The sequence below is a fragment of the Brachybacterium halotolerans genome (genome assembly GCF_016623465.1).
GTDB lineage: Bacteria > Actinomycetota > Actinomycetes > Actinomycetales > Dermabacteraceae > Brachybacterium > Brachybacterium halotolerans.
This window is the reverse complement of the sequence record NZ_JAEDAJ010000001.1, coordinates 36,000-54,886: the sequence shown is the minus strand read 5'-3', so window position 1 is coordinate 54,886 and position 18,887 is coordinate 36,000. Positions and strand designations below refer to the sequence as shown.

Genomic DNA, 18,887 nt, shown 5'->3' with positions numbered 1-18,887 from the left:
GGGGCGCGGGCAGCCCCCCCCCCCCCCCCCCCCGGGGGGGGGGGGCCCCCCCCCCCCCCCCCCCCCCGGGCCCCCCCCCCCCGGGGGGGCCCCCCCGCCCTGTGCGTTCCGCGGGCCGAGCGGACCGGCCCGGAGTCAGGCCCGCCCGGAGGGAGCGGCCCCGTCGGCGCCGCTCTCCGCCTCGGCGTCGTTCTTCGCCTCGGCGTCGCTCTTCGCGTCAGCACCGTCCTTCGCCTCGGCGCTGCGGGGCTTCGCGTCGACCCCCGCCTCCTTGCGCTGCTGGGCGGTGATCGGAGCGGGCGCCTGGGTCAGCGGGTCGAAGCCGCCGCCGGACTTCGGGAAGGCGATGACGTCGCGGATCGAGTCGGTGCCGGCGAGCAGCGCCGCGATGCGGTCCCAGCCGAACGCGATGCCGCCGTGGGGCGGGGCCCCGAAGGCGAAGGCGTCCAGCAGGAAGCCGAACTTCTCGCGCGCCTGCTCCTCGTCGATCCCCATCACGCGGAAGACGCGCTCCTGCACGTCCTGCTGGTGGATGCGGATGGAGCCGCCGCCGATCTCGTTGCCGTTGCAGACGATGTCGTAGGCGTAGGCCAGCGCGCTGCCCGGATCCGTGTCGAAGGTGTCCATGAACTCGGGCTTGGGCGAGGTGAACGCGTGGTGCACGGCGGTCCAGGCGCCCGACCCGACCGCGACGTCGCCCGCGGCGACCGCCTCGCTCGCGGGCTCGAACATCGGCGCGTCCACGACCCACACGAAGGCGAAGGCGTCGTGGTCGATGAGGCCCAGGCGCTCGGCGATCTCGTTGCGCGCGGCGCCCAGCAGGGCGCGCGAGGACTTCGGCTCGCCGGCTGCGAAGAACACGCAGTCGCCCGGCTGCGCACCGACCTGCTTCGCGAGGCCCTCCTTCTCCTGGTCCGAGATGTTCTTGGACACGGGGCCGGTCAGCGTGCCGTCCTCCTGGACGAGCACGTAGGCCAGGCCCTTGGCGCCGCGCTGCTTGGCCCACTCCTGCCAGGCGTCGAGCTGGCGGCGGGGCTGGGAGGCGCCGCCGGCCATGACGACCGCGCCGACGTACGGCGACTGGAACACGCGGAAGGGAGTGTCCGAGAAGTACTCGGTCATCTCCGTGATCTCGAGGTCGAAGCGCAGGTCGGGCTTGTCCGACCCGTAGCGCCGCATCGACTCCTCGTAGGTGATCCGCGGGACCGGGGTGGTGATGTCGTGCCCGGCGACCTTCCAGACGTTTCTGAGCAGCTCCTCGGCGAGGGCGATCACGTCCTCCTGCTCCGCGAAGCTCAGCTCGACGTCGAGCTGGGTGAACTCCGGCTGGCGGTCGGCGCGGAAGTCCTCGTCCCGGTAGCAGCGGGCGATCTGGAAGTACTTCTCCATCCCGGACACCATGAGCAGCTGCTTGAACAGCTGCGGCGACTGCGGCAGCGCGTACCAGGAGCCGGGGGCGAGCCTCGCCGGCACCAGGAAGTCCCGGGCTCCCTCGGGGGTCGAGCGCGTGAGCGTGGGCGTCTCGATCTCGACGAAGCCGTCGTCCAGGAGGGTCTCGCGGGCCGCGCGGTTGATGTCAGAGCGCAGGCGCAGAGCGCGCGCCGGACCGGAGCGGCGCAGGTCGAGGTAGCGGTAGCGCAGACGCGCCTCCTCCCCCACCTCGGCGTGGTCGTCGAGCTGGAACGGGAGGGGCGCCGAGGGGTTCAGCACCTCGACGTCGCTCGCGGTGACCTCGATCTCGCCGGTCGGCAGGGCGGGGTTCTCGTTGCCCTCGGGACGACGGTCCACGGTGCCGGTGACCTTCAGCACGTACTCGTTGCGCAGGTGCATGGCCTCGTCCTCGCGGACGACGACCTGGGCGACGCCGCTGGCGTCGCGGAGATCCAGGAACGTCACGCCTCCATGGTCGCGGCGGCGGGCGATCCAGCCGGTGAGGGTGACGGTCTGGCCGATGTGCTCGCTTCGGAGCTCACCGGCATGATGGGTGCGCAGCACGGAAGAAGTCCTTCGTCTCAGGGATGCGGTCGCCCCGATGCTATCGCGGGGTGAGCGATCTCGCCCCCTGCGCCCCTGTGCCCGGGCATGCCCGCTCCGTATCCTGGATATCTGTCCCGACCTGCACCGCTGGCGGGTCCACCCCGCCCCGCAGTCGAAGGACACCATGAACGAAGCACGCCCCTCCGCCGCAGATCCCACACCCGAGGCCCCCGCGTCCGACGAGCCGAACGGCCCGGCCGCGGACTCCGCGACCGAGGCACCCTCGGCCCCTGAGGCCCCCGCCACCCCCGGGGCCCCCGCGGAGCCGACCTTCGCCGACCTCGACCTGCCGCGCGTGCTGCAGGGCGCCGTGGACCGGCTCGGCTTCACGACCCCCTCCCCCATCCAGAGCGAGGCCATCCCGCAGCTGCTGGCCGGGCGCGACGTCATCGGCGTGGCCCAGACCGGCACCGGCAAGACGGCGGCCTTCGGCCTGCCGATGCTCACCGCGGTCGACCCCTCGGAGCGCGCGGCCCAGGCGCTCGTCCTCGCCCCCACCCGCGAGCTCGCCATGCAGGTCGCCGAGGCGATCAGCACCTTCGCCCAGGACGTCGACGGCCTCTCCGTGACCTCCGTCTACGGCGGCTCGCCCTATGGCCCCCAGGAGCGCGCGCTCTCCCGCGGCACCCAGGTCGTCGTGGGCACCCCGGGACGCGTCATCGACCATCTCAAGCGCGGCAACCTGCACCTGGAGACCCTCAGGTACCTGGTGCTCGACGAGGCCGACGAGATGCTGCGCATGGGCTTCGCTGAGGACGTCGACGAGATCCTCTCCCACGCCCCGCAGTCCAAGCAGGTCGCGCTCTTCTCCGCGACCATGCCGCCCGCGATCCAGCGGGTCGCCGAGGAGCACATGAGCGACCCGGTGCGGGTCTCCGTGTCGCGCCAGGCGAGCACCACGACCAACGTCTCCCAGCGCTACGCGGTCGTGCCCTTCCGTCACAAGACCGGCGCGCTCGCCCGCGTGCTCGCGACCTCCGACGCCGAGGCGGCGATCGTCTTCGTGCGCACCCGCTCGGCGGCCGAGGAGGTCGGCACCGCGCTCGTCGCCCGCGGCGTCGTCGCCGCGACCATCAGCGGCGACGTGCCGCAGAAGGAGCGCGAGAAGATCGTCGAGCGCCTGCGCGAGGGCTCGCTGCAGGTCCTCGTCGCGACCGACGTCGCCGCCCGCGGCCTCGACGTCGACAAGATCGGCCTGGTCGTGAACTTCGACGTCCCCGGCGAGCCCGAGGCCTACGTCCACCGCATCGGCCGCACCGGCCGCGCGGGACGCACCGGCGAGGCGCTCACCTTCGTCGCCCCGCACGAGCGCCGCAAGCTGCGCGCGATCGAGAAGACCACGCGCCAGACCCTGCAGGAGATCTCGATCCCCTCCCCGCGGGACGTCTCCGCCCACCGCACCGAGAAGCTGCTGGCCTCCGTGCCCGAGCGCGCCGAGCGCGGTCGGCTCGATCTCTACCTCGAGAAGGTCGACGCGTTCCTCGCGAGCAGCGGCATGGAGCCGCGGATGCTCGCCGCGGTGCTCGCCGCGACGGCCGTCGGCGACGACGGCCCCGGGGCCGAGGTCGAGGGCGACGAGGAGTTCACCGGCGCCCACCTCAAGGGCTCCGACCGGGATCGCGAGTCCGACGGCAAGGGCCGTCCCGCCCCCGGCCAGCCCGAGAAGGGCTTCACGAGCTACCGCGTCTCCGTGGGCCACTCGCACGGGGCGAAGCCCGCGGCGATCGTCGGCGCGATCACGGGCGAGGGCGGCCTGAACGGGAAGTCGATCGGCAAGATCGACATCTTCGGCTCGTTCTCCCTGGTCCAGATCCGCGGCTCCCTCAAGGACGACCAGATCGACCGCATCGGCCACGCGAAGATCGCCGGGCGCACCCTGCGCATCAGCGAGGACCGCGGCCCGCGCGCGGGCGGCCGTCGCGAGCACGGGTCGCGTCGACCCGACTCCCGCGAGGGCGGGCGCCACGAGGGCGGTCGGCGCTTCGGCGGACCCCGCCGTGAGGGCGGCCCGCGGCGCGATTCCGGACGCGCGCACGGCGGCCGCTGAGCGCGCAGCGCCGCGCGTGCGCCGGCCCCGCGGACGCGGCGCGCCCCGGAACGGACGGAGAACGGCCCCGCACCCGATGGGTGCGGGGCCGTTCCGCGTCGTGGGACCGTCGGCAGACTGCCGGCAGGAGGGTCAGGACTGCTGGGCCTGCGCCTCGGCGTAGGCCTTGCGGACCTCGTCCATGTCCAGGCCCTGGACCTGGGAGATGAGGTCCTCGAGCGCCGCCTGCGGGAGGGCGCCGGCCTGCTGGAAGACGGGCACGCCGTCGCGGTAGGCGACGAGGGTCGGGATCGAGGTCACGCCGTAGCGCATGGCCAGCTCCTGCTGGTCCTCGGTGTCGAGCTTCGCGAAGGTGACATCGCCGTGGTCCTCCGAGGACTGCTCGAAGATCGGCGCGAAGCGCTGGCAGGGGACGCACCATCCTGCCCAGAAGTCGATGAGGACGACGCCGTCCTTGACGGTCTCGTCGTGGTTCTCGGACGTCAGCGTGACTGTAGCCATGCCCCCCACAACGCCCCGGGCCGTTCGCACATTCCCGTGCGAACGGCCGGTGACGCATGTCTCCCGGCGCCGGGGCGTCCGGCGGTGCGGTGCGCGGGTCTCAGCCCTCGCCGCCGGAGCCCGCGAGGACCTGCACGTGCAGATCCTCGCGGGGGGGCTGCCAGGAATCGGCGCAGGCCTCGACCTGCTCGCCCGAGCGGATGTCGCGCACCGCGTCCCCCTCGTCCTCGTGAGGGAACCAGACGAAGGGGATGCCGCGGCGGTCGGCATGCCGGATCTGCTTGCCGAGCTTGGCCGAGGTCGGCGAGACCTCCGTGGGGATGCCCCGGGAGCGCAGGTCGCGGGCGACGGCCTCGCTGCGCCGCCGGGTCTCCTCGCTCTCCACGACGACCAGCACGCACGTGGGCACCGCGCGGCTGGGCCGCGCGAGGTCGGCCGAGAGCATCCGCGAGACCAGGCGGGAGAGCCCGATCGACAGGCCCACACCCGGGTAGGTGTGGCGGTTGTCCGCGGCGAGACGGTCGTAGCGCCCTCCGGAGCAGATCGAGCCCAGCGACTCGCTGCCCTCGAGGAAGGTCTCGAAGACGCCCGCCGTGTAGTAGTCGAGCCCGCGGGCGATGGAGAGGTCGGCCATCATCACTCCGGGCACGGCCGCCTCGACCTGCTCGAGGACGGCGGCGAGCTCGGCGATGCCCTCCTCGAGCAGCTCGCCCTCGCCGCCGAGATCGCGGACCTGCTGGGCGAAGGAGTCGTCGCGGGTGCGGATCGAGGCGAAGGCCAGGCAGGTTCGCGCCTGCTCCTCGCTCGCGCCGGCCTCCTCGACGAGGAGGCGCGCTGTGGCCTCCTCCCCGATCTTCGGGAGCTTGTCGATGGTGCGCAGCACGCCCTCGAAGTCCTCGAGGCCGATCGAGCGGAAGAAGCCCTCGGAGAGCTTCCGGTTGTTCGCTCGGATCGTGAAGGCGGGCAGCGGGAGGCGCGAGAGGATCTCCGCCATCACCACGGCGACCTCGGCCTCCTGGTGGGAGGGCAGGGTGTCCTGGCCGATGATGTCGAGGTCCGCCTGGTAGAACTCGCGGTAGCGGCCCTCCTGGGGCCGCTCGCCGCGCCAGACCTTCTGGATCTGGAAGCGGCGGAACGGGAACGCGAGCTTCCCGGCGTTCTCGAGCACGTAGCGCGCGAGCGGCACGGTGAGATCGAAGTGCAGGCCGAGCTGACGATCGGGATCGGCCTCGGACCCGTCGTCCTCCTCCGCGTGCAGGCGACGCAGGACGTAGACCTCCTTGTCGATCTCGCCCTTGCGCAGCAGCTGGCTCATCGGCTCGACCGCGCGGGTCTCGATCCCGGAGAAGCCGTGGAGCTCGGCGACCTGGCGGAACACGTCGATGACGTGCTGCTCGACGAGACGCTGCTCGGGCAGGTGCTCGGGGAATCCGGACAGGGCGCTGATCTTCGCCACGGGTGTGCTCCTTGCGTGGTGTGCGTGCGGCGGTCCGCGCGTGCCGGCGCGGTCCGTGCGGCGTGCGAGGCGCGAGAGCGATGCGTGCCCGCACGCCGAGCATCCATTATCGACCCACGAGCGCACCGCGCGGGACCGCGCCCGCGTGGCGGGCCGACGCGCAGGGCACGATGCGGGTGCCCTGCGGATGCGAGCCCCTGGGACGCGCGCGGATGGGTGAACGATCGGCGGTAGAGTTCCCTGGCGTGGTGTCCCGCGCCACGACCATGACGCCGTCCCGGCGACGGCAGTGACCCGCGATCCAGCGGAACGAGAGAAGGAGCTCCCCCGTGAGCGAGTCCGAGACTCCCGAAGCCACCGCGCCCGACGGCGCGACCCCCGACGCCTCGACGACCGAGGGCGCAGCATCCGAGGGCGCCGCCGCTGAGGGCGCGTCCTCCGAGAGCGCGGCCTCCTCGGCGACGACGCCGGACGGCACGACCGAGGACGCGACGCCCGACGCCGCGACCGACAGCGAGACGTCCGAGGCCCCTGCGCCCGAGTCCGCGGCACCCGCCGCCCCGACCCCGCGCCCGACGCCCCGGCCGACCCCTCGTCCCGGCACGCCGAGCCCGGCCGCACTCGCCGGCCGGCGACCGTCGGCGCCGCTGATCCCAGTCGCGCCTCCCGTGCAGGAGTACGACGAGGCGGCGATCCAGGAGGCGCTGGCCTTCGGGACGCTCGAGGAGGACGGCACGGTCAGCGTCCAGGACGGCACGCAGAAGCGCTCGCTCGGCCCCGCGGCCTCCGCGGAGCGCGAGGAGGCGCTGACGCCCTTCGCGCGGGCCTACCTCGACCTCGTGGCCTTCCTCGACGTCACCCAGCAGCGGCTCGCTGCGCCGCAGCTCACGCAGGCCGATCTGAACCGCCTGCTCGAGAACCTGCGCAAGAACATGAAGGAGCCGCAGGTCATCGGTGACATCCCGGCGCTGCGCGCACGGGCGTCGGAGCTGCGCGAGAACGCCAAGGAGAAGATCCACGCCCTCGAGGAGGAGCGCCTGCAGGCCCGCGACGCGGCGACCGCCGAGCGCACCGCGTTCGTGGAGTCGATCGAGCAGCTCGTGGAGACCGAGCCGGAGCGGATGAGCTGGAAGAGCGCCGGCGAGACCATGCGCGGCATGGTCGGCACCTGGAAGTCGATGCAGAAGGAGGGGCCCTCGCTCGAGCGGTCCACCGAGGACGCGCTGTGGAAGCGGCTCTCCGCGGCGCGCAGCGCCTTCGACCGCAAGCGTCGCCAGTTCTTCTCCCATCTCGACGAGCAGCACGCGGAGGCGGAGAAGATCCGCGAGGACATCATCCGTCGTGCCGAGGAGATGAAGGACTCGACCGACTGGGGTCCGACGGTCCGCGCCTACCGCTCCCTCATGGACGAGTGGCGCGCGGCCCCGCGCGGCAACCGCAAGAAGGACGACGCCCAGTGGGCTCGTTTCAAGGCGGCACAGGACACCTTCTTCGCGGCGCGCAACGAGGACCTAGCGGCCTCCGACGCCGAGCAGAAGGAGAATCTCAAGGTCAAGGAGGGTCTGCTCGCAGAGGCCGAGGCCGTCGACCCGGCCGAGGATCTGGACGGCGCCCGCGCGGTGCTGCACAGGATCCAGGACCGCTGGGACGAGGCCGGCAAGGTGCCCCGCGGCGACATGCGGCGCATCGAGGACCGACTGCGCACCTTCGAGCGCTCGCTCAAGCAGGCGGAGGACGCCGAGTGGCGTCGCACCGATCCCCGCACCCGTGCCCGCGTCGAGGGGGCGTCCTCGCAGCTCCAGGAGGCGATCTCCAGCTACGAGGACGATCTCGAGAAGGCGCGCGCGACCGGCGACCCCGCGAAGATCGCGAAGGCCGAGGAGGCGCTGCGCGCACGGCGCGAGTGGCTCGAGGTCATCGAGCGCTCCGCCCGCGACCTGGGCTGATCCCGCGCGGCCTCCACGCGCCGCTCCCTTTCCTCCACAGCGCCCGCTCGTCCACAGGACGGGCGGGCGCCTTGATGCGCGGACGCCCGGCCGGGATGCTCGGCGCATGCCTCCGCCCGAGCCGCCCTCCCCCGCCGTCGCCCCGCCCGCATCGCCCGCCCCGCCCGGCGCGGACGGCTCGGTCGTCGCGCTCGGCCCGGCCGGCGCCTCCCCCGCGGCTTCCGCCGAGGTGCACCCGTCCCTGCCCTCGGCCGACGCTCCCTGCGCGGCATGGTCGCAGCAGGCGGCCGAGCTCGCGGCCGCCCTCGAGCAGGAGGTCGCCCGCTGGCCGGCGACGCTCTCGCACTACGACGATGTGCGCACGGGGGCTCTGGTGCCCGTCGGCGAGGGTCGGCTGGTCCCCTTCTATCTCGCCGAGCACGCCTCGGACCGGGCTCTGCTGGTGGGCGGCGCCGTCGGCGCGAGGCTGCGCAGCGATCACGTGATCGCCCTCTGGTCGGCGCACTGGGTGCACACGGGCGCGGCGTTCCCCGACCCCATCGACCTCTTGACCTTCTCCCACCGCAGCGTGATCCCCGGGGTGCGCGTCCACCATTCCGGCGTCGCGGTCACCGACATCGAGCAGATCGCGGGCACGCCGGTCACCACCCCCGCCAGGACGGGCGCCGATCTGCTGCGCTTCGACGGAGAGGCCGCGATCGAGGGAGTGGAAGCGCTCGTGCGCACCGGGCTGTGCACGGGAGAGCAGATCGGGGAGCGGCTCGCAGCGGCGCGAGGAGGCTCGGGAAGCAGGGTCGCCCGCAGGCTCCTCGAGCAGATCGTGCGGCGCTGCGCGTCAGCTCCCGAGGGGGCGGAGGACGCCGACACGCGCGAGCGGGCCGTGCTGCGGGTGCGGGAGGTGGAGCGCTGGGCGCGCCGAGGATACGGGGGTCAGGCCTCGACCATTCCTCGACCCTCGACGACCTTGCCGTCCGCCGTGACGCGATAGGCGTCGTAGACGCCCTCGACCTTGCGGACCTGCGCGAGGACGGCCTGCAGGTGCGAGGGGTCGGCGAGCTCGAACGAGAAGTACGCCGTGGCCAGTCGGTCCCGATGCGACTGGCATGAGGCGGACTGCAGGCTCACCTGCTGGTCGGCGATCACCAGGGCGAGGTCCGTGAGCAGTCGATCCCGATCCAACGCCTCGACCTTGATGTGCACGAGGTAGACCGAGCCCATGCGGCCGGACCAGTGGACATCCACGATCCGATCGGGCTGCTCCTCCTGCAGCTGCGTGGCGTTGAAGCACTGGCGATGGTGCACCGAGATGCCCGACCCGCGGGTCACGAAACCGATGATCGGATCGCCCGGCACGGGTGCGCAGCACTTGGCGAGCTTGACCCACAGGTCCTTCTGCCCGTCGACGATCACACCCTGGTCGGTCTCGCTGGTGTGGCGCTGCGCCTCGGAGGGGCGGGCGAGCACCTTCGAGGGCAGGGTCGTCTCGACCACGTCCTCCTCGGCCCCGGCGGTCCCGCCGAAGGTCGCTCGGAGCTTCTCGACGACGTTCTGGGCCCCGACGTGCCCCTCGCCGATCGCGGTGTAGAGGGCGTCGACGGAGTTCTGGTCGAGGTCCAGCGCGACCGACTGCAGGGTCTCGTGGGTGAGCAGGCGGCGCATCGGAAGGTCCTGGCGGCGCAGCGCCTTGGACAGCTCGTCCTTGCCCTTCTCGAGCGCCTCCTCGCGGCGCTCCTTGGAGAACCACTGACGGATCTTGGTGCGGGCGCGCGGGGTCTTCACGAAGCCCAGCCAGTCCTGGCTGGGCCCGGCGCCGTCGGCCTTCGAGGTGAACACCTCGACCACGTCGCCCGTGCTCAGCGCCGAGTCCAGCGGCACGAGCTTGCCGTTGACACGTGCCCCGATGGTGCGGTGGCCCACCTCGGTGTGCACCGTGTAGGCGAAGTCGACGGGTGTCGCCCCCTGGGGAAGAGCGATCACGTCGCCCTTCGGGGTGAAGACGTAGACCTCCTGGCTGTTGATCTCGAAGCGCAGGGAGTCCAGGAAGTCGCCCGAGTCGGAGGTGTCCTTCTGCCAGTCCATGAGCTGGCGCAGCCAGGCCATCTCCCCCGACTTCGCCGTCGGCGCCGGGTCGGGGCCCGCCATCGCCTTGTACTTCCAGTGCGCGGCGACGCCGTACTCGGCGCGGCGGTGCATCTCGCGGGTGCGGATCTGCACCTCGACGGGCTTGCCGGTGGGGCCGATGACGGTGGTGTGCAGCGACTGGTAGAGGTTGAACTTGGGCAGGGCGATGTAGTCCTTGAAGCGCCCCGGGATGGGCGACCACCGGGCGTGCAGGATGCCCAGCACGCCGTAGCAGTCGCGCACGGTGTCCACGAGCACGCGGATGCCCACCAGGTCGTAGATGTCCGCGAAGTCGCGGCCGCGCACGATCATCTTCTGGTAGATCGAGTAGTAGTGCTTGGGGCGGCCGGTGACGGAGGCCTTGATCTTCGCCTTGCGCAGGTCGTCCTGGATCTGCCCGGACACGCTCGCGAGGTACTGCTCGCGGGCGGGCGCGTGCTGGGCGACCAGGGAGACGATCTCCGCGTACACCTTCGGGTAGAGCACCTGGAAGGAGCGGTCCTCGAGCTCCCACTTCATGGTGTTCAGACCCAGGCGGTGCGCGAGCGGGGCGTAGATCTCGAGGGTCTCGCGCGCCTTGCGCTCGGCCGACGCGGCGGGCACGTACCGCCAGGTGCGGGCGTTGTGCAGGCGATCGGCGAGCTTGATGAGCAGCACGCGGATGTCACGGCTCATCGCCACGATCATCTTGCGCACGGTCTCGGCCTGGGCCGCGTCGCCGTAGGTGACCTTGTCGAGCTTGGTCACGCCGTCGACGAGCAGGGCGATCTCGTCGCCGAAGTCCTTCCGCAGCTGGTCGAGCGAGTAGTCGGTGTCCTCGACGGTGTCGTGGAGCAGAGCGGCCGCGAGCACCTCCTGCGGGCTGCCGAGCTCCGCGAGGATCATCGCGACCGACACCGGGTGCGTGATGTACGGGTCCCCGCTCTTGCGGAACTGCCCCTGATGGGCCCTCTCGGCGACGGCGAAGGCGCGCTCCAGCAGTCCCAGGTCCTCCTTGGGATGGACCGCGGTCACCGCCTGGACGAGCGGTTCGAAATAGGCTGAGGAGGGGTTCGGACTCGTCGGCGACGTGCGTCCGACCAGGAACGAGAACGGAGACCGCGAGCGCCGATGGACGGGCGCCGGGCGCGATTCCGACCGGGGGGTGGTCCCGTGTTCACTCATCCGAACCTCCTGCGCAGTCACCCGAGTCTACGACCCCGTAGGGAGTGGTGGTGTCCGGCGTCCGCCGACGGCGGAGAGCTCCGGATCCGGAAGCGTCCGAGCCCCGTGCGGCCGAGGGCCCGGAGCGGCCCAGAGCCTCAGTTCTGGACGGACTCGACGGTCACGACGGGGACGTCCGCGGGGAGTCGATCGCGCCCGCCCAGGCCCTCGAGCTCGAGGAGGAAGGAGACACCCAGCAGCTCCACGTCGAAGCGGCGGACGAGCTCGATCGTGGCCGCGGCGGTGCCGCCGGTGGCCAGGAGGTCGTCGACCACCATCACGCGGGCTCCGCGCGGGAGCGCGTCGACCGCGATCTCGATCTGGGCGCTGCCGTACTCGAGGTCGTAGCTGATCGAGCGCGGGGCGCCGGGGAGCTTGCCGGCCTTGCGCGCGGGCACGAAGCCGGCGCCCATCTCGTAGGCCAGCGGCGCGCCCAGCACGAAGCCGCGCGCCTCGACGCCGACCACGAGGTCGACCTGCTCGGGCAGGATCGCGCTCCAGTGGCCGATCACGGCATGGAAGGACTCGGGGTCGCGCAGCAGCGGGGTGATGTCGCGGAACAGCACACCGGGCTCGGGGAAATCCTGATAGGTGTCGATGTGCGAGGCCATGAGCTCCCGCACCTGCTCGGGATCGAGCCGGCCGGAGGGGCCGGTGCCGGCGGCGGTCGTGGCGCCGACGGTCGTGGGGTCGGCGGGCGTCGAGCCTGCGGGGCTCGCGAGGGCGGGGGTCATCGGCGTCTCCTGGTCGTGGTGGTCGTGGCGCCCGCTGCGCTCTCGAGGGCCCCGTCGGAGTCGTCGTCCGCGCCGGGCCCCTCGGTCCCGGCGCTGCGGGCCTCGAGGACGCGCCTGCTGTGGGCGGCGATGTCCTTCTCGCGTCCGCGCAGGGTCACCACGAGGCCGGGAGCGAGGAACACCGAGGAGTAGGTGCCCACGAAGATGCCGATGAACAGGGCCAGGGAGATGTCCTTGAGGGTGCCGGCGCCGAGCACGAAGGCGCCGATCGCGAGGATCGAGCCCACGGGCAGCAGGGCGACGATCGAGGTGTTCAGCGAGCGCATGAGCGTCTGGTTCGCCGCGAGCTCGACGGCCTCCGAGTACGTCCTGCGGTTCTGATCGGTCAGGTGGGCGGTGTTCTCGCGCATCTTGTCGAACACGACGATCGTGTCGTACAGCGAGTAGCCGAGGATCGTGAGGAACCCGATGACGGTGGCCGGGGTGATCTCGAAGCCGACGACGCCGTACACCGCGGCGGTGAAGAGCATGTCGTGCACGAGCGTGATCATCGCGGCGAGCGAGGTCTTCACGTTGCGGAAGTAGAGCGCCATCACGGCGGCGACCAGGAGGATGAACACGACCACGCCGCGGGCCATCTTCGTGGTGACGTCGCCGCCCCAGACCGGGCCGATGTAGGAGGTCGAGACGTCGGAGACGGGCACGTCGTAGGTGTTCGCCAGATCCTGGGCGACCTGCTGGGTCTGCTGGGTGTCGAGCTGCGCGGTCTGCACGCGCAGCGTGCTCCCGCCGATCATCGTCACCTTCGGCTCGTTGTCGCTGACGACCTCGCGCACGACGTCGCGGGCCTGCGACTCCTGGGACGAGCTGACGCCCGAGACCTGGAACTCGGAGCCGCCGGTGAACTCGATGCCCAGGTTCACCCCGCGCACCAGCGCGATGCTGCCGAGGATGACGACGACGATGACGCTGATCAGGTACCAGGTGCGCCGGCGGCGCACGATCGGGACGGAGACCGCGCCGGTGTGCAGGTCGTTGCCGAGATTCGCCGTGCTGAGCCTCATCGTGCGTCACTCCCGTCCTCGTCGCCCTGCGATCCGCCGTCCTCGCGCCCGGGATCCGGGCCGGGGTCAGCGGTCGTCCCCTTCCGGTCCGGCTCCCCCGTCGCCGTCCCCTCCCTGGCCTCCCGGGCCAGGCGCGCCTTGCGCTGCGCGAGGGTCTCTCGGACGGGTGCCTCGTCGTCCGCGCCGTCGACCGGTCCGCGCTCAGCGGCGGAGCGGACCCGACCGCGGCCCGCGTAGGCGGGGACATGGCGGCCGAGCTGGGCGGGATCGAGCCCGCTCATGGGATGGCCCTTGCCGAAGAATCGGGTGCGCACGAGGGTCTGCAGCAGCGGGTGGGTGAAGAGGAACACCACCACGAGATCCATGATCGTGGTGAGCCCCAGCGTGAACGCGAAGCCGCGGACGCTGCCCGTGGACAGGACGTACAGCACGATCGAGGCGATGAGGTTCACCGTGTCCGAGGCGAGGATGGTGCGCTTGGCGCGGTTCCAGCCATGGTCCACGGCCGCGACGATGCCGCGGCCGTCGCGAATCTCGTCGCGCACGCGTTCGAAGTAGACGATGAACGAGTCGGCCGTGAAGGCGATCGCGACGATCAGGCCGGTCACGCCCGCGAGCGAGAGGCGGTAGCCGATCTCCGGGATGTGCGAGAGCACGGTGAGCGTGAGGTAGGTGAGCACACCCGTGACCACGAGGCTCGAGGTCGTCACGATCGAGAGCACCCGGTACTGCAGAGCCGCGTAGGCGACCACGAGGATCAGCCCGATGATGCCTGCGATGAGGCCCTTCTCGAGCTGGTCGCCGCCGAGCGTCGCGGAGATCTGCTGCTCGGACTGGATGTCGAACTGCAGCGGGAGCGCGCCGAACTTCAGCTGGTCGGCGAGCTGCTTCGCGGTGTCCTGATCGAAGTTGCCGCTGATCGACGCACCGTTGGAGGAGGGCGTCTGCACGTAGGGGGCGGAGACGACCTGGCCGTCCAGGACGATCGCGAAGGAGTCGGTCGCGCCCTTCTTGTTGTAGAGCGCGTTGGTCATGGTGCCGAAGGTCTTGCTGCCCTCGGAGGTGAACTGCATGTTCACCAGGTAGGCGCCGGTCGCCTGGCCCGAGGAGTTCGTGTCGCTGCCCACGCTGGCGTTGGTCACCACGGTGCCGGGCAGCACCTCCGGGCCCAGCAGGTACTTGGCCGAGCCGTCGTCGCTGCAGGCGACGACGGGCTGGGAGTTCGGCGCCGAGGAGGCGATCTCCTGCTGCGCCTTGGGATCGGAGCAGTCCACGGCGGCCGCCTGCGACTGCAGCGCCGTGGTCGCCCAGTCGGAGGACCAGGCGGCAGGCACGTCCGAGGACGAGCCGTCGCCCCCGCCGTCGGAGGCGCCGTCGGACGCATCGGAGGTGCCGGTCGCCTGCGCGGTCGAGTTCGGCGCATACGGGTCGTCCAGCGTGATCGCGCCGGAGAACACCTCGTCGGAGGGGCCCGATCCCCCGTCGTCACTGGCCTTGGCGCTGTCCGTCCCCGACGGGTCGAGGGTGGCGAGCACGGGCCGGAACGACAGCGCCGCCGTCGCCCCGAGCGCCTCGCGGGTCTCCGAGTCGAGGTTCCCCGGGACGTCGACGACGATGTTGGTGCCGCCCTGGACGCTGATCTCCGTCTCGGCGACGCCCATCGCGTTCACGCGCTGGGAGATGATCTCGCGGGCCTGATCCATCGAGTCCGCGTCGATGGCGGAGCCGTCGGTCGTGCTCGCCTGGAGGATGATCTGCGTGCCTCCCTCGAGATCGAGGGCGAGCTTCGGGGAGGCCTGCCAGCCGCCCTTCCAGACCCCGGCACCGACGATGCCGATCAGGACCACGATCAGGAGGACGAGCCCTCCCAGGGACGTGCGACGTGCGCTCATGCGATATGCGATTCCTCAGCGGGGCGACGTGTCAGGGGTGCTTCAGCGTGCGGCGTTGGGCTCGTCGCCCCGGGTGGTGACGCCGGGGATCTCGCCCTCGCGGGAGGCGTCGGCCGACGCCGGCGACTCGTCGCCGAAGTCGGGCAGGGACTCCGCGCGGTCCTCGGTGCCGCTCGCGCTCGCGTCGGGCGCGGTGGCGTCCTGCGCGGGGCGCGAGCTCTCGGAGCCCTCCGAGCTCTCGACGGTCTCGCCCTCGAGGGCGGGAGCATCGTTGTGCGCGGCGTTCGGGTCCGCAGGGCCGGCGATCGCCTGGCGGGCCCACTTGGTGTGCGCGCCGGACTCGGTCTCGAGGATGACGACGTCGTCGTACTCCTCGACGATGAGGCCGAAGAAGCCGGAGTGGGTGCGGACCTCGTCCCCGACGCCGAGCGCCTTGACCTTCTCCTGCTGGGCGGCCTGGGCCTTGCGCTGACGGCTGGACATCCAGACCATCAGCAGGATCATCGCACCGAACATCACGATGAGGGGGATCATGGACTGCATGGGGGTCCTTTCGAGCGCCGCCTGGCACCGAGGGGCGCGGGGCGCGAGCTGATCGACGGGTGCGGCGCAGCCGCACGGGCGGGCGCTGAGCGGCTCGGCCGCACGCGCACCCGCACCACTCTACCTGCCGACCCCGAACGTCCCCTCGGAACATCCTCGCGGCGGCGCGAGCGCCTCTGCCGGCGACCGCCCGACGCCTCAGAACCGACCGAGCGGCGGGGTCGTGCCCGATGCGGGCTCGGGGGCGGCGAGCCCCAGGTGCGACCAGGCGAGCGGCGTCGCGATGCGGCCCCGCGGTGTGCGGGTGAGGAAGCCCTCGCGCACCAGGTACGGCTCGACGACCGTCTCGACGGTCTCCGTCTCCTCGCCCACGGACACGGCGAGGGTCGACAGCCCCACCGGTCCCCCGGCGAAGCGCGTGCACAGCGCCGAGATCACGGCGCGATCGAGGCGGTCCAGTCCCCGCTCGTCGACCTCGTAGACGTCCAGGGCACGACGGGCGGCGTCGAGGTCGAGCCGACCGTCGCCGCGCACCTGCGCCCAGTCGCGCACGCGCCGCAGCAGGCGGTTGGCGATGCGGGGCGTGCCGCGGGAGCGGGAGGAGATCTCGCCGGCGGCCGCGTCCTCGATCTCGACCGCGAGCTGCCCGGCCGAGCGGGTGACCACGCGGTGCAGCTCCTCGGCCCGGTAGTAGTCGAGATGGCCGGTGAACCCGAAGCGGTCGCGCAGCGGCGCGGGGAGCAGCCCCGCCCGTGTGGTCGCGCCGACGACGGTGAAGGGCGGCAGCTCGAGCGGGATCGAGGTCGCGCCGACTCCCTTGCCGACCACCACGTCGACCCGGAAGTCCTCCATGGCGATGTAGAGCATCTCCTCGGCGGGACGCGCGAGCCGGTGGATCTCGTCGATGAACAGCACCTCCCCCTCCTCGAGGGCGGAGAGGATCGCAGCGAGGTCCCCCGCGTGCTGCACAGCGGGCCCGGAGGTGATGCGCAGCGGCACGGACAGCTCGGTGGCGATGATCATCGCCAGGGTCGTCTTGCCCAGTCCCGGGGGACCCGAGAGGAGCATGTGCTCGGGCGGACGCCCCCGGCCCTTGGCGGCGTCGAGCACCAGGGAGAGCTGCTCGCGCACGACCTCCTGGCCGACGAAGTCCGCGAGGCTCTTCGGGCGCAGAGCCGCCTCGGCGGCCCGTTCGAGCGCCCCCGACTCCGCGCTCGTGAGGGCGCGCCCGCCGTCGTCGGCCTCGTCGAAGTCGTCCGTCGAGGCGCTCACCGGCTGCCTCCGAGGCGGCGCAGGGCGGCGCGCAGCAGTCCGGCGGCGTCCTGCGGGGCGTCGGGCTCCTCGTGGACGCCGCAGACGGCGTCGGCCGCGGCCTTGTCGGGCCAGCCGAGGCCGATGAGGGCCGTGACCACTTGGTCGTCCAGCGGGTGCGCGCCGACGACGGGGGCGCCGGCGTCGTCGACCTGCTGCTCCCCCGGCTCCGCGGCGGGCGGTGCGAGCTTGCCGCCGAGCTCGAGGATCATGCGGCTGGCGACCTTGGGCCCGATCCCGGGCGTGCGGGTGATGGCCTTGACGTCCTGCGCGGCGACCGCGCGGCGCAGATCCTCCGGGGACAGGACCGCGAGCACGGCGAGGGCGAGGCGCGGGCCGATGCCGCTCACCGACTGCACGATCCGGAAGGTCTCCGTGTCCTCCGCGGAGGGGAACCCGAACAGCGTCAGCGAGTCCTCGCGCACGACGAGCTCGGTGTGCAGGGTCAGCGGGGCGCCGTGCCGGGTCTGGGTGAGGGCGGCGGGCGTGGTGCGCACGAGGTAGCCCACGCCGTGGACGTCGAGGACCAGGGAGTCGAGGCCGATCGAGGCCACCGTCCCGGTGAGAGAAGCGATCACGGCACCACCCTAGAACACGTGTTCGATCAGAAGCGGGAGGTCGAGGACTCCCGGGCGTGCCGCGCGCTGCGCTCCGCCTCGGCCCAGACGGACTGCGCGCTCGTGCGGGCGCGGCCGCTGGAGTCCAGCCGCACCGGCCCGGGCCCGCGCCAGAGCTGGGTGAGGGCAATCGCGACGGCGTCGGCCGCATCGGCCGGCTTCGGAGGCGCCTCGAGGTGCAGCAGCTTGACCAGCATGGTCTGGATCTGCTTCTTGTCGGCGCGCCCGCTGCCGGTGACGGCGGCCTTGACCTCGGAGGGCGTGTGCATGGCGATCCGGATGCCGCGCTGCGCGGCGAGCAGGATCGCGACGCCGGAGACCTGGGCGGTGCCCATCACGGTCGAGGTGTTGTTCTGGCTGAAGACCCGCTCGATGGCGACGACGTCCGGAGCGTGCTCCTCGATCTTCTCCTCGAGCCCCCGGGAGATCACGAGCAGGCGCTGGTCGATGCCCTCCTCGGGGCTCGAGCGCACGACGCCCACGTCGACGAGGGTCGCCGAGCGGCCACGACCGGCGTCGAGGACGCCGTAGCCGCAGCGCGTGAGCCCGGGGTCCACGCCGAGCACCCGGAGCGTCATCGCTGCGACGCTCCGGGTGCGGACGGAGACTCCCGGCGCGGGGACAGCAGGATCAGTCCTCGTCCTCGAGCTGCGCGGCGACGTCCTCGGGGATGTCGAGGTTCGAGTAGACGTTCTGCACGTCGTCGCTGTCCTCGAGCGCGTCGATCAGGCGGAGCACCTTCTGGGCGCCGTCGAGATCGACCTCGGTGCGGATGTTCGGCACGAACTGCGCCTCGGCGCTGTCGTAGTCGACGCCCGCCTCCTGCAGCGCGCTGCGCACGGCGACCACGTCGCCGGCCTCGGAGATGATCTCGAAGGTGTCGCCCTCGTCGTTGATCTCCTCCGCCCCGGCGTCGAGCACGACCTCGAGCAGGTCGTCCTCGGTGTTCCCCTCCTTGGGGACGGCGACGACGCCCTTGCGGTTGAACATGTAGGCGACCGAGCCGGAGTCGGCCATGTTGCCGCCGCTGCGGGTGAAGGCCAGGCGCACCTCGGAGACCGCACGGTTCTTGTTGTCCGTGAGGCACTCGACGAGCAGGGCGACGCCGCCGGGGGCGTACCCCTCGTACATGAGCGTCTGGTAGTCGACGCCGCCGCCGTCCAGACCGCCGCCGCGCTTGACGGCGCGGTCGATGTTGTCGTTGGGGACCGAGGTCTTCTTGGCCTTCTGGATCGCGTCGTACAGGGTCGGGTTCCCCGCGGGGTCCGGCCCGCCCGTACGCGCCGCCACCTCGATGTTCTTGATGAGCTTGGCGAACAGCTTGCCGCGCTTGGCGTCGATCGCGGCCTTCTTGTGCTTGGTCGTCGCCCACTTGGAGTGACCCGACATGTGTCTCCTCGGCTGGTCGATCCTTC

General features: G+C 72.0%; 15 protein-coding genes. 3 read left to right on the top strand and 12 right to left on the bottom strand.

Features of this window, described 5'->3' with window-relative positions:
- Positions 1–135: 135 nt before the first annotated feature.
- The gene (gene aspS / locus I8D64_RS00240; RefSeq protein WP_200500530.1) at positions 136–1,995 is read right to left on the bottom strand and encodes an aspartate--tRNA ligase; all 1,860 of its coding nucleotides are present in this window, start codon (positions 1,993–1,995) and stop codon (positions 136–138) included.
- A 166-nt stretch (positions 1,996–2,161) separates the two neighbouring features.
- Here aspS and I8D64_RS00235 point away from each other — a divergent pair, with 166 nt between their 5' ends.
- Positions 2,162–4,084: a DEAD/DEAH box helicase gene (locus tag I8D64_RS00235; protein ID WP_200500529.1), complete on the top strand. Its 1,923-nt coding sequence runs from the start codon at positions 2,162–2,164 to the stop codon at positions 4,082–4,084.
- A gap of 132 nt (positions 4,085–4,216) precedes the next feature.
- Here I8D64_RS00235 and trxA read toward each other — a convergent pair whose 3' ends face one another.
- Positions 4,217–4,585 (bottom strand): thioredoxin, encoded by a 369-nt coding sequence (gene trxA / locus I8D64_RS00230; RefSeq protein WP_152353135.1) that lies wholly within the window; start codon positions 4,583–4,585, stop codon positions 4,217–4,219.
- Positions 4,586–4,685: 100 nt separating this feature from the next.
- Positions 4,686–6,041, bottom strand: coding sequence for a histidine--tRNA ligase (hisS, locus tag I8D64_RS00225; RefSeq protein ID WP_200500528.1), 1,356 nt, complete (start codon positions 6,039–6,041; stop codon positions 4,686–4,688).
- Positions 6,042–6,370: 329 nt separating this feature from the next.
- Between hisS and I8D64_RS17700 the strand changes: the two genes are divergently transcribed.
- The gene (locus tag I8D64_RS17700) at positions 6,371–7,987 is read left to right on the top strand and encodes a DUF349 domain-containing protein (protein ID WP_200500527.1); all 1,617 of its coding nucleotides are present in this window, start codon (positions 6,371–6,373) and stop codon (positions 7,985–7,987) included.
- Positions 7,988–8,093: 106 nt separating this feature from the next.
- Complete coding sequence (locus I8D64_RS00215) at positions 8,094–8,975, top strand: hypothetical protein (RefSeq protein ID WP_200500526.1); 882 nt, start codon at positions 8,094–8,096, stop codon at positions 8,973–8,975.
- Here the strand turns inward: I8D64_RS00215 and I8D64_RS00210 are convergent.
- The 9 genes from I8D64_RS00210 to I8D64_RS00170 all read right to left on the bottom strand — a co-directional run bounded on the left by I8D64_RS00210 (position 8,918) and on the right by I8D64_RS00170 (position 18,861).
- Complete coding sequence (locus I8D64_RS00210) at positions 8,918–11,272, bottom strand: RelA/SpoT family protein (protein ID WP_200500525.1); 2,355 nt, start codon at positions 11,270–11,272, stop codon at positions 8,918–8,920. The genes I8D64_RS00215 and I8D64_RS00210 overlap by 58 nt on opposite strands.
- Before the next feature lie 137 nt (positions 11,273–11,409).
- A complete protein-coding gene (locus I8D64_RS00205) occupies positions 11,410–11,922 on the bottom strand; it encodes an adenine phosphoribosyltransferase (protein WP_246482655.1) in 513 nt (170 codons plus the stop codon).
- Between the two features lie 119 nt (positions 11,923–12,041).
- Positions 12,042–13,109, bottom strand: a complete 1,068-nt coding sequence (gene secF, locus I8D64_RS00200; RefSeq protein ID WP_200500523.1) for a protein translocase subunit SecF — start codon at positions 13,107–13,109, stop codon at positions 12,042–12,044.
- Positions 13,106–15,001, bottom strand: a complete 1,896-nt coding sequence (secD, locus tag I8D64_RS00195; RefSeq protein WP_200500522.1) for a protein translocase subunit SecD — start codon at positions 14,999–15,001, stop codon at positions 13,106–13,108. The genes secF and secD overlap by 4 nt, the downstream gene beginning before the upstream one ends.
- A 42-nt stretch (positions 15,002–15,043) precedes the next feature.
- Positions 15,044–15,544, bottom strand: a complete 501-nt coding sequence (gene yajC, locus I8D64_RS00190; protein ID WP_246482622.1) for a preprotein translocase subunit YajC — start codon at positions 15,542–15,544, stop codon at positions 15,044–15,046.
- Between the two features lie 198 nt (positions 15,545–15,742).
- On the bottom strand, positions 15,743–16,816 hold the full coding sequence (ruvB, locus tag I8D64_RS00185; protein ID WP_200500521.1) for a Holliday junction branch migration DNA helicase RuvB: 1,074 nt from the start codon (positions 16,814–16,816) through the stop codon (positions 15,743–15,745).
- The gene (ruvA, locus tag I8D64_RS00180) at positions 16,813–17,433 is read right to left on the bottom strand and encodes a Holliday junction branch migration protein RuvA (RefSeq protein ID WP_200500520.1); all 621 of its coding nucleotides are present in this window, start codon (positions 17,431–17,433) and stop codon (positions 16,813–16,815) included. The genes ruvB and ruvA overlap by 4 nt, the downstream gene beginning before the upstream one ends.
- Positions 17,434–17,459: 26 nt before the next feature.
- The gene (gene ruvC / locus I8D64_RS00175; protein ID WP_200500519.1) at positions 17,460–18,050 is read right to left on the bottom strand and encodes a crossover junction endodeoxyribonuclease RuvC; all 591 of its coding nucleotides are present in this window, start codon (positions 18,048–18,050) and stop codon (positions 17,460–17,462) included.
- 52 nt (positions 18,051–18,102) lie between these two features.
- Entirely contained in the window at positions 18,103–18,861 is a 759-nt protein-coding gene (locus I8D64_RS00170) for a YebC/PmpR family DNA-binding transcriptional regulator (RefSeq protein ID WP_200500518.1), read from the bottom strand.
- Positions 18,862–18,887 lie beyond the last annotated feature (26 nt).

Bases quoted from the DNA above. Each gene is read 5' to 3' on its own strand.
- secF (WP_200500523.1), bottom strand. From the start codon at position 13,109: ATGAGGCTCAGCACGGCGAATCTCGGCAACGACCTGCACACCGGCGCG.
- ruvC (WP_200500519.1), bottom strand. From the start codon at position 18,050: ATGACGCTCCGGGTGCTCGGCGTGGACCCCGGGCTCACGCGCTGCGGC.
- yajC (WP_246482622.1), bottom strand. From the start codon at position 15,544: ATGCAGTCCATGATCCCCCTCATCGTGATGTTCGGTGCGATGATCCTG.
- I8D64_RS00235 (WP_200500529.1), top strand. From the start codon at position 2,162: ATGAACGAAGCACGCCCCTCCGCCGCAGATCCCACACCCGAGGCCCCC.
- I8D64_RS00210 (WP_200500525.1), bottom strand. From the start codon at position 11,272: ATGAGTGAACACGGGACCACCCCCCGGTCGGAATCGCGCCCGGCGCCC.
- trxA (WP_152353135.1), bottom strand. From the start codon at position 4,585: ATGGCTACAGTCACGCTGACGTCCGAGAACCACGACGAGACCGTCAAG.
- I8D64_RS00170 (WP_200500518.1), bottom strand. From the start codon at position 18,861: ATGTCGGGTCACTCCAAGTGGGCGACGACCAAGCACAAGAAGGCCGCG.
- I8D64_RS00215 (WP_200500526.1), top strand. From the start codon at position 8,094: ATGCCTCCGCCCGAGCCGCCCTCCCCCGCCGTCGCCCCGCCCGCATCG.
- secD (WP_200500522.1), bottom strand. From the start codon at position 15,001: ATGAGCGCACGTCGCACGTCCCTGGGAGGGCTCGTCCTCCTGATCGTG.
- I8D64_RS00205 (WP_246482655.1), bottom strand. From the start codon at position 11,922: ATGGCCTCGCACATCGACACCTATCAGGATTTCCCCGAGCCCGGTGTG.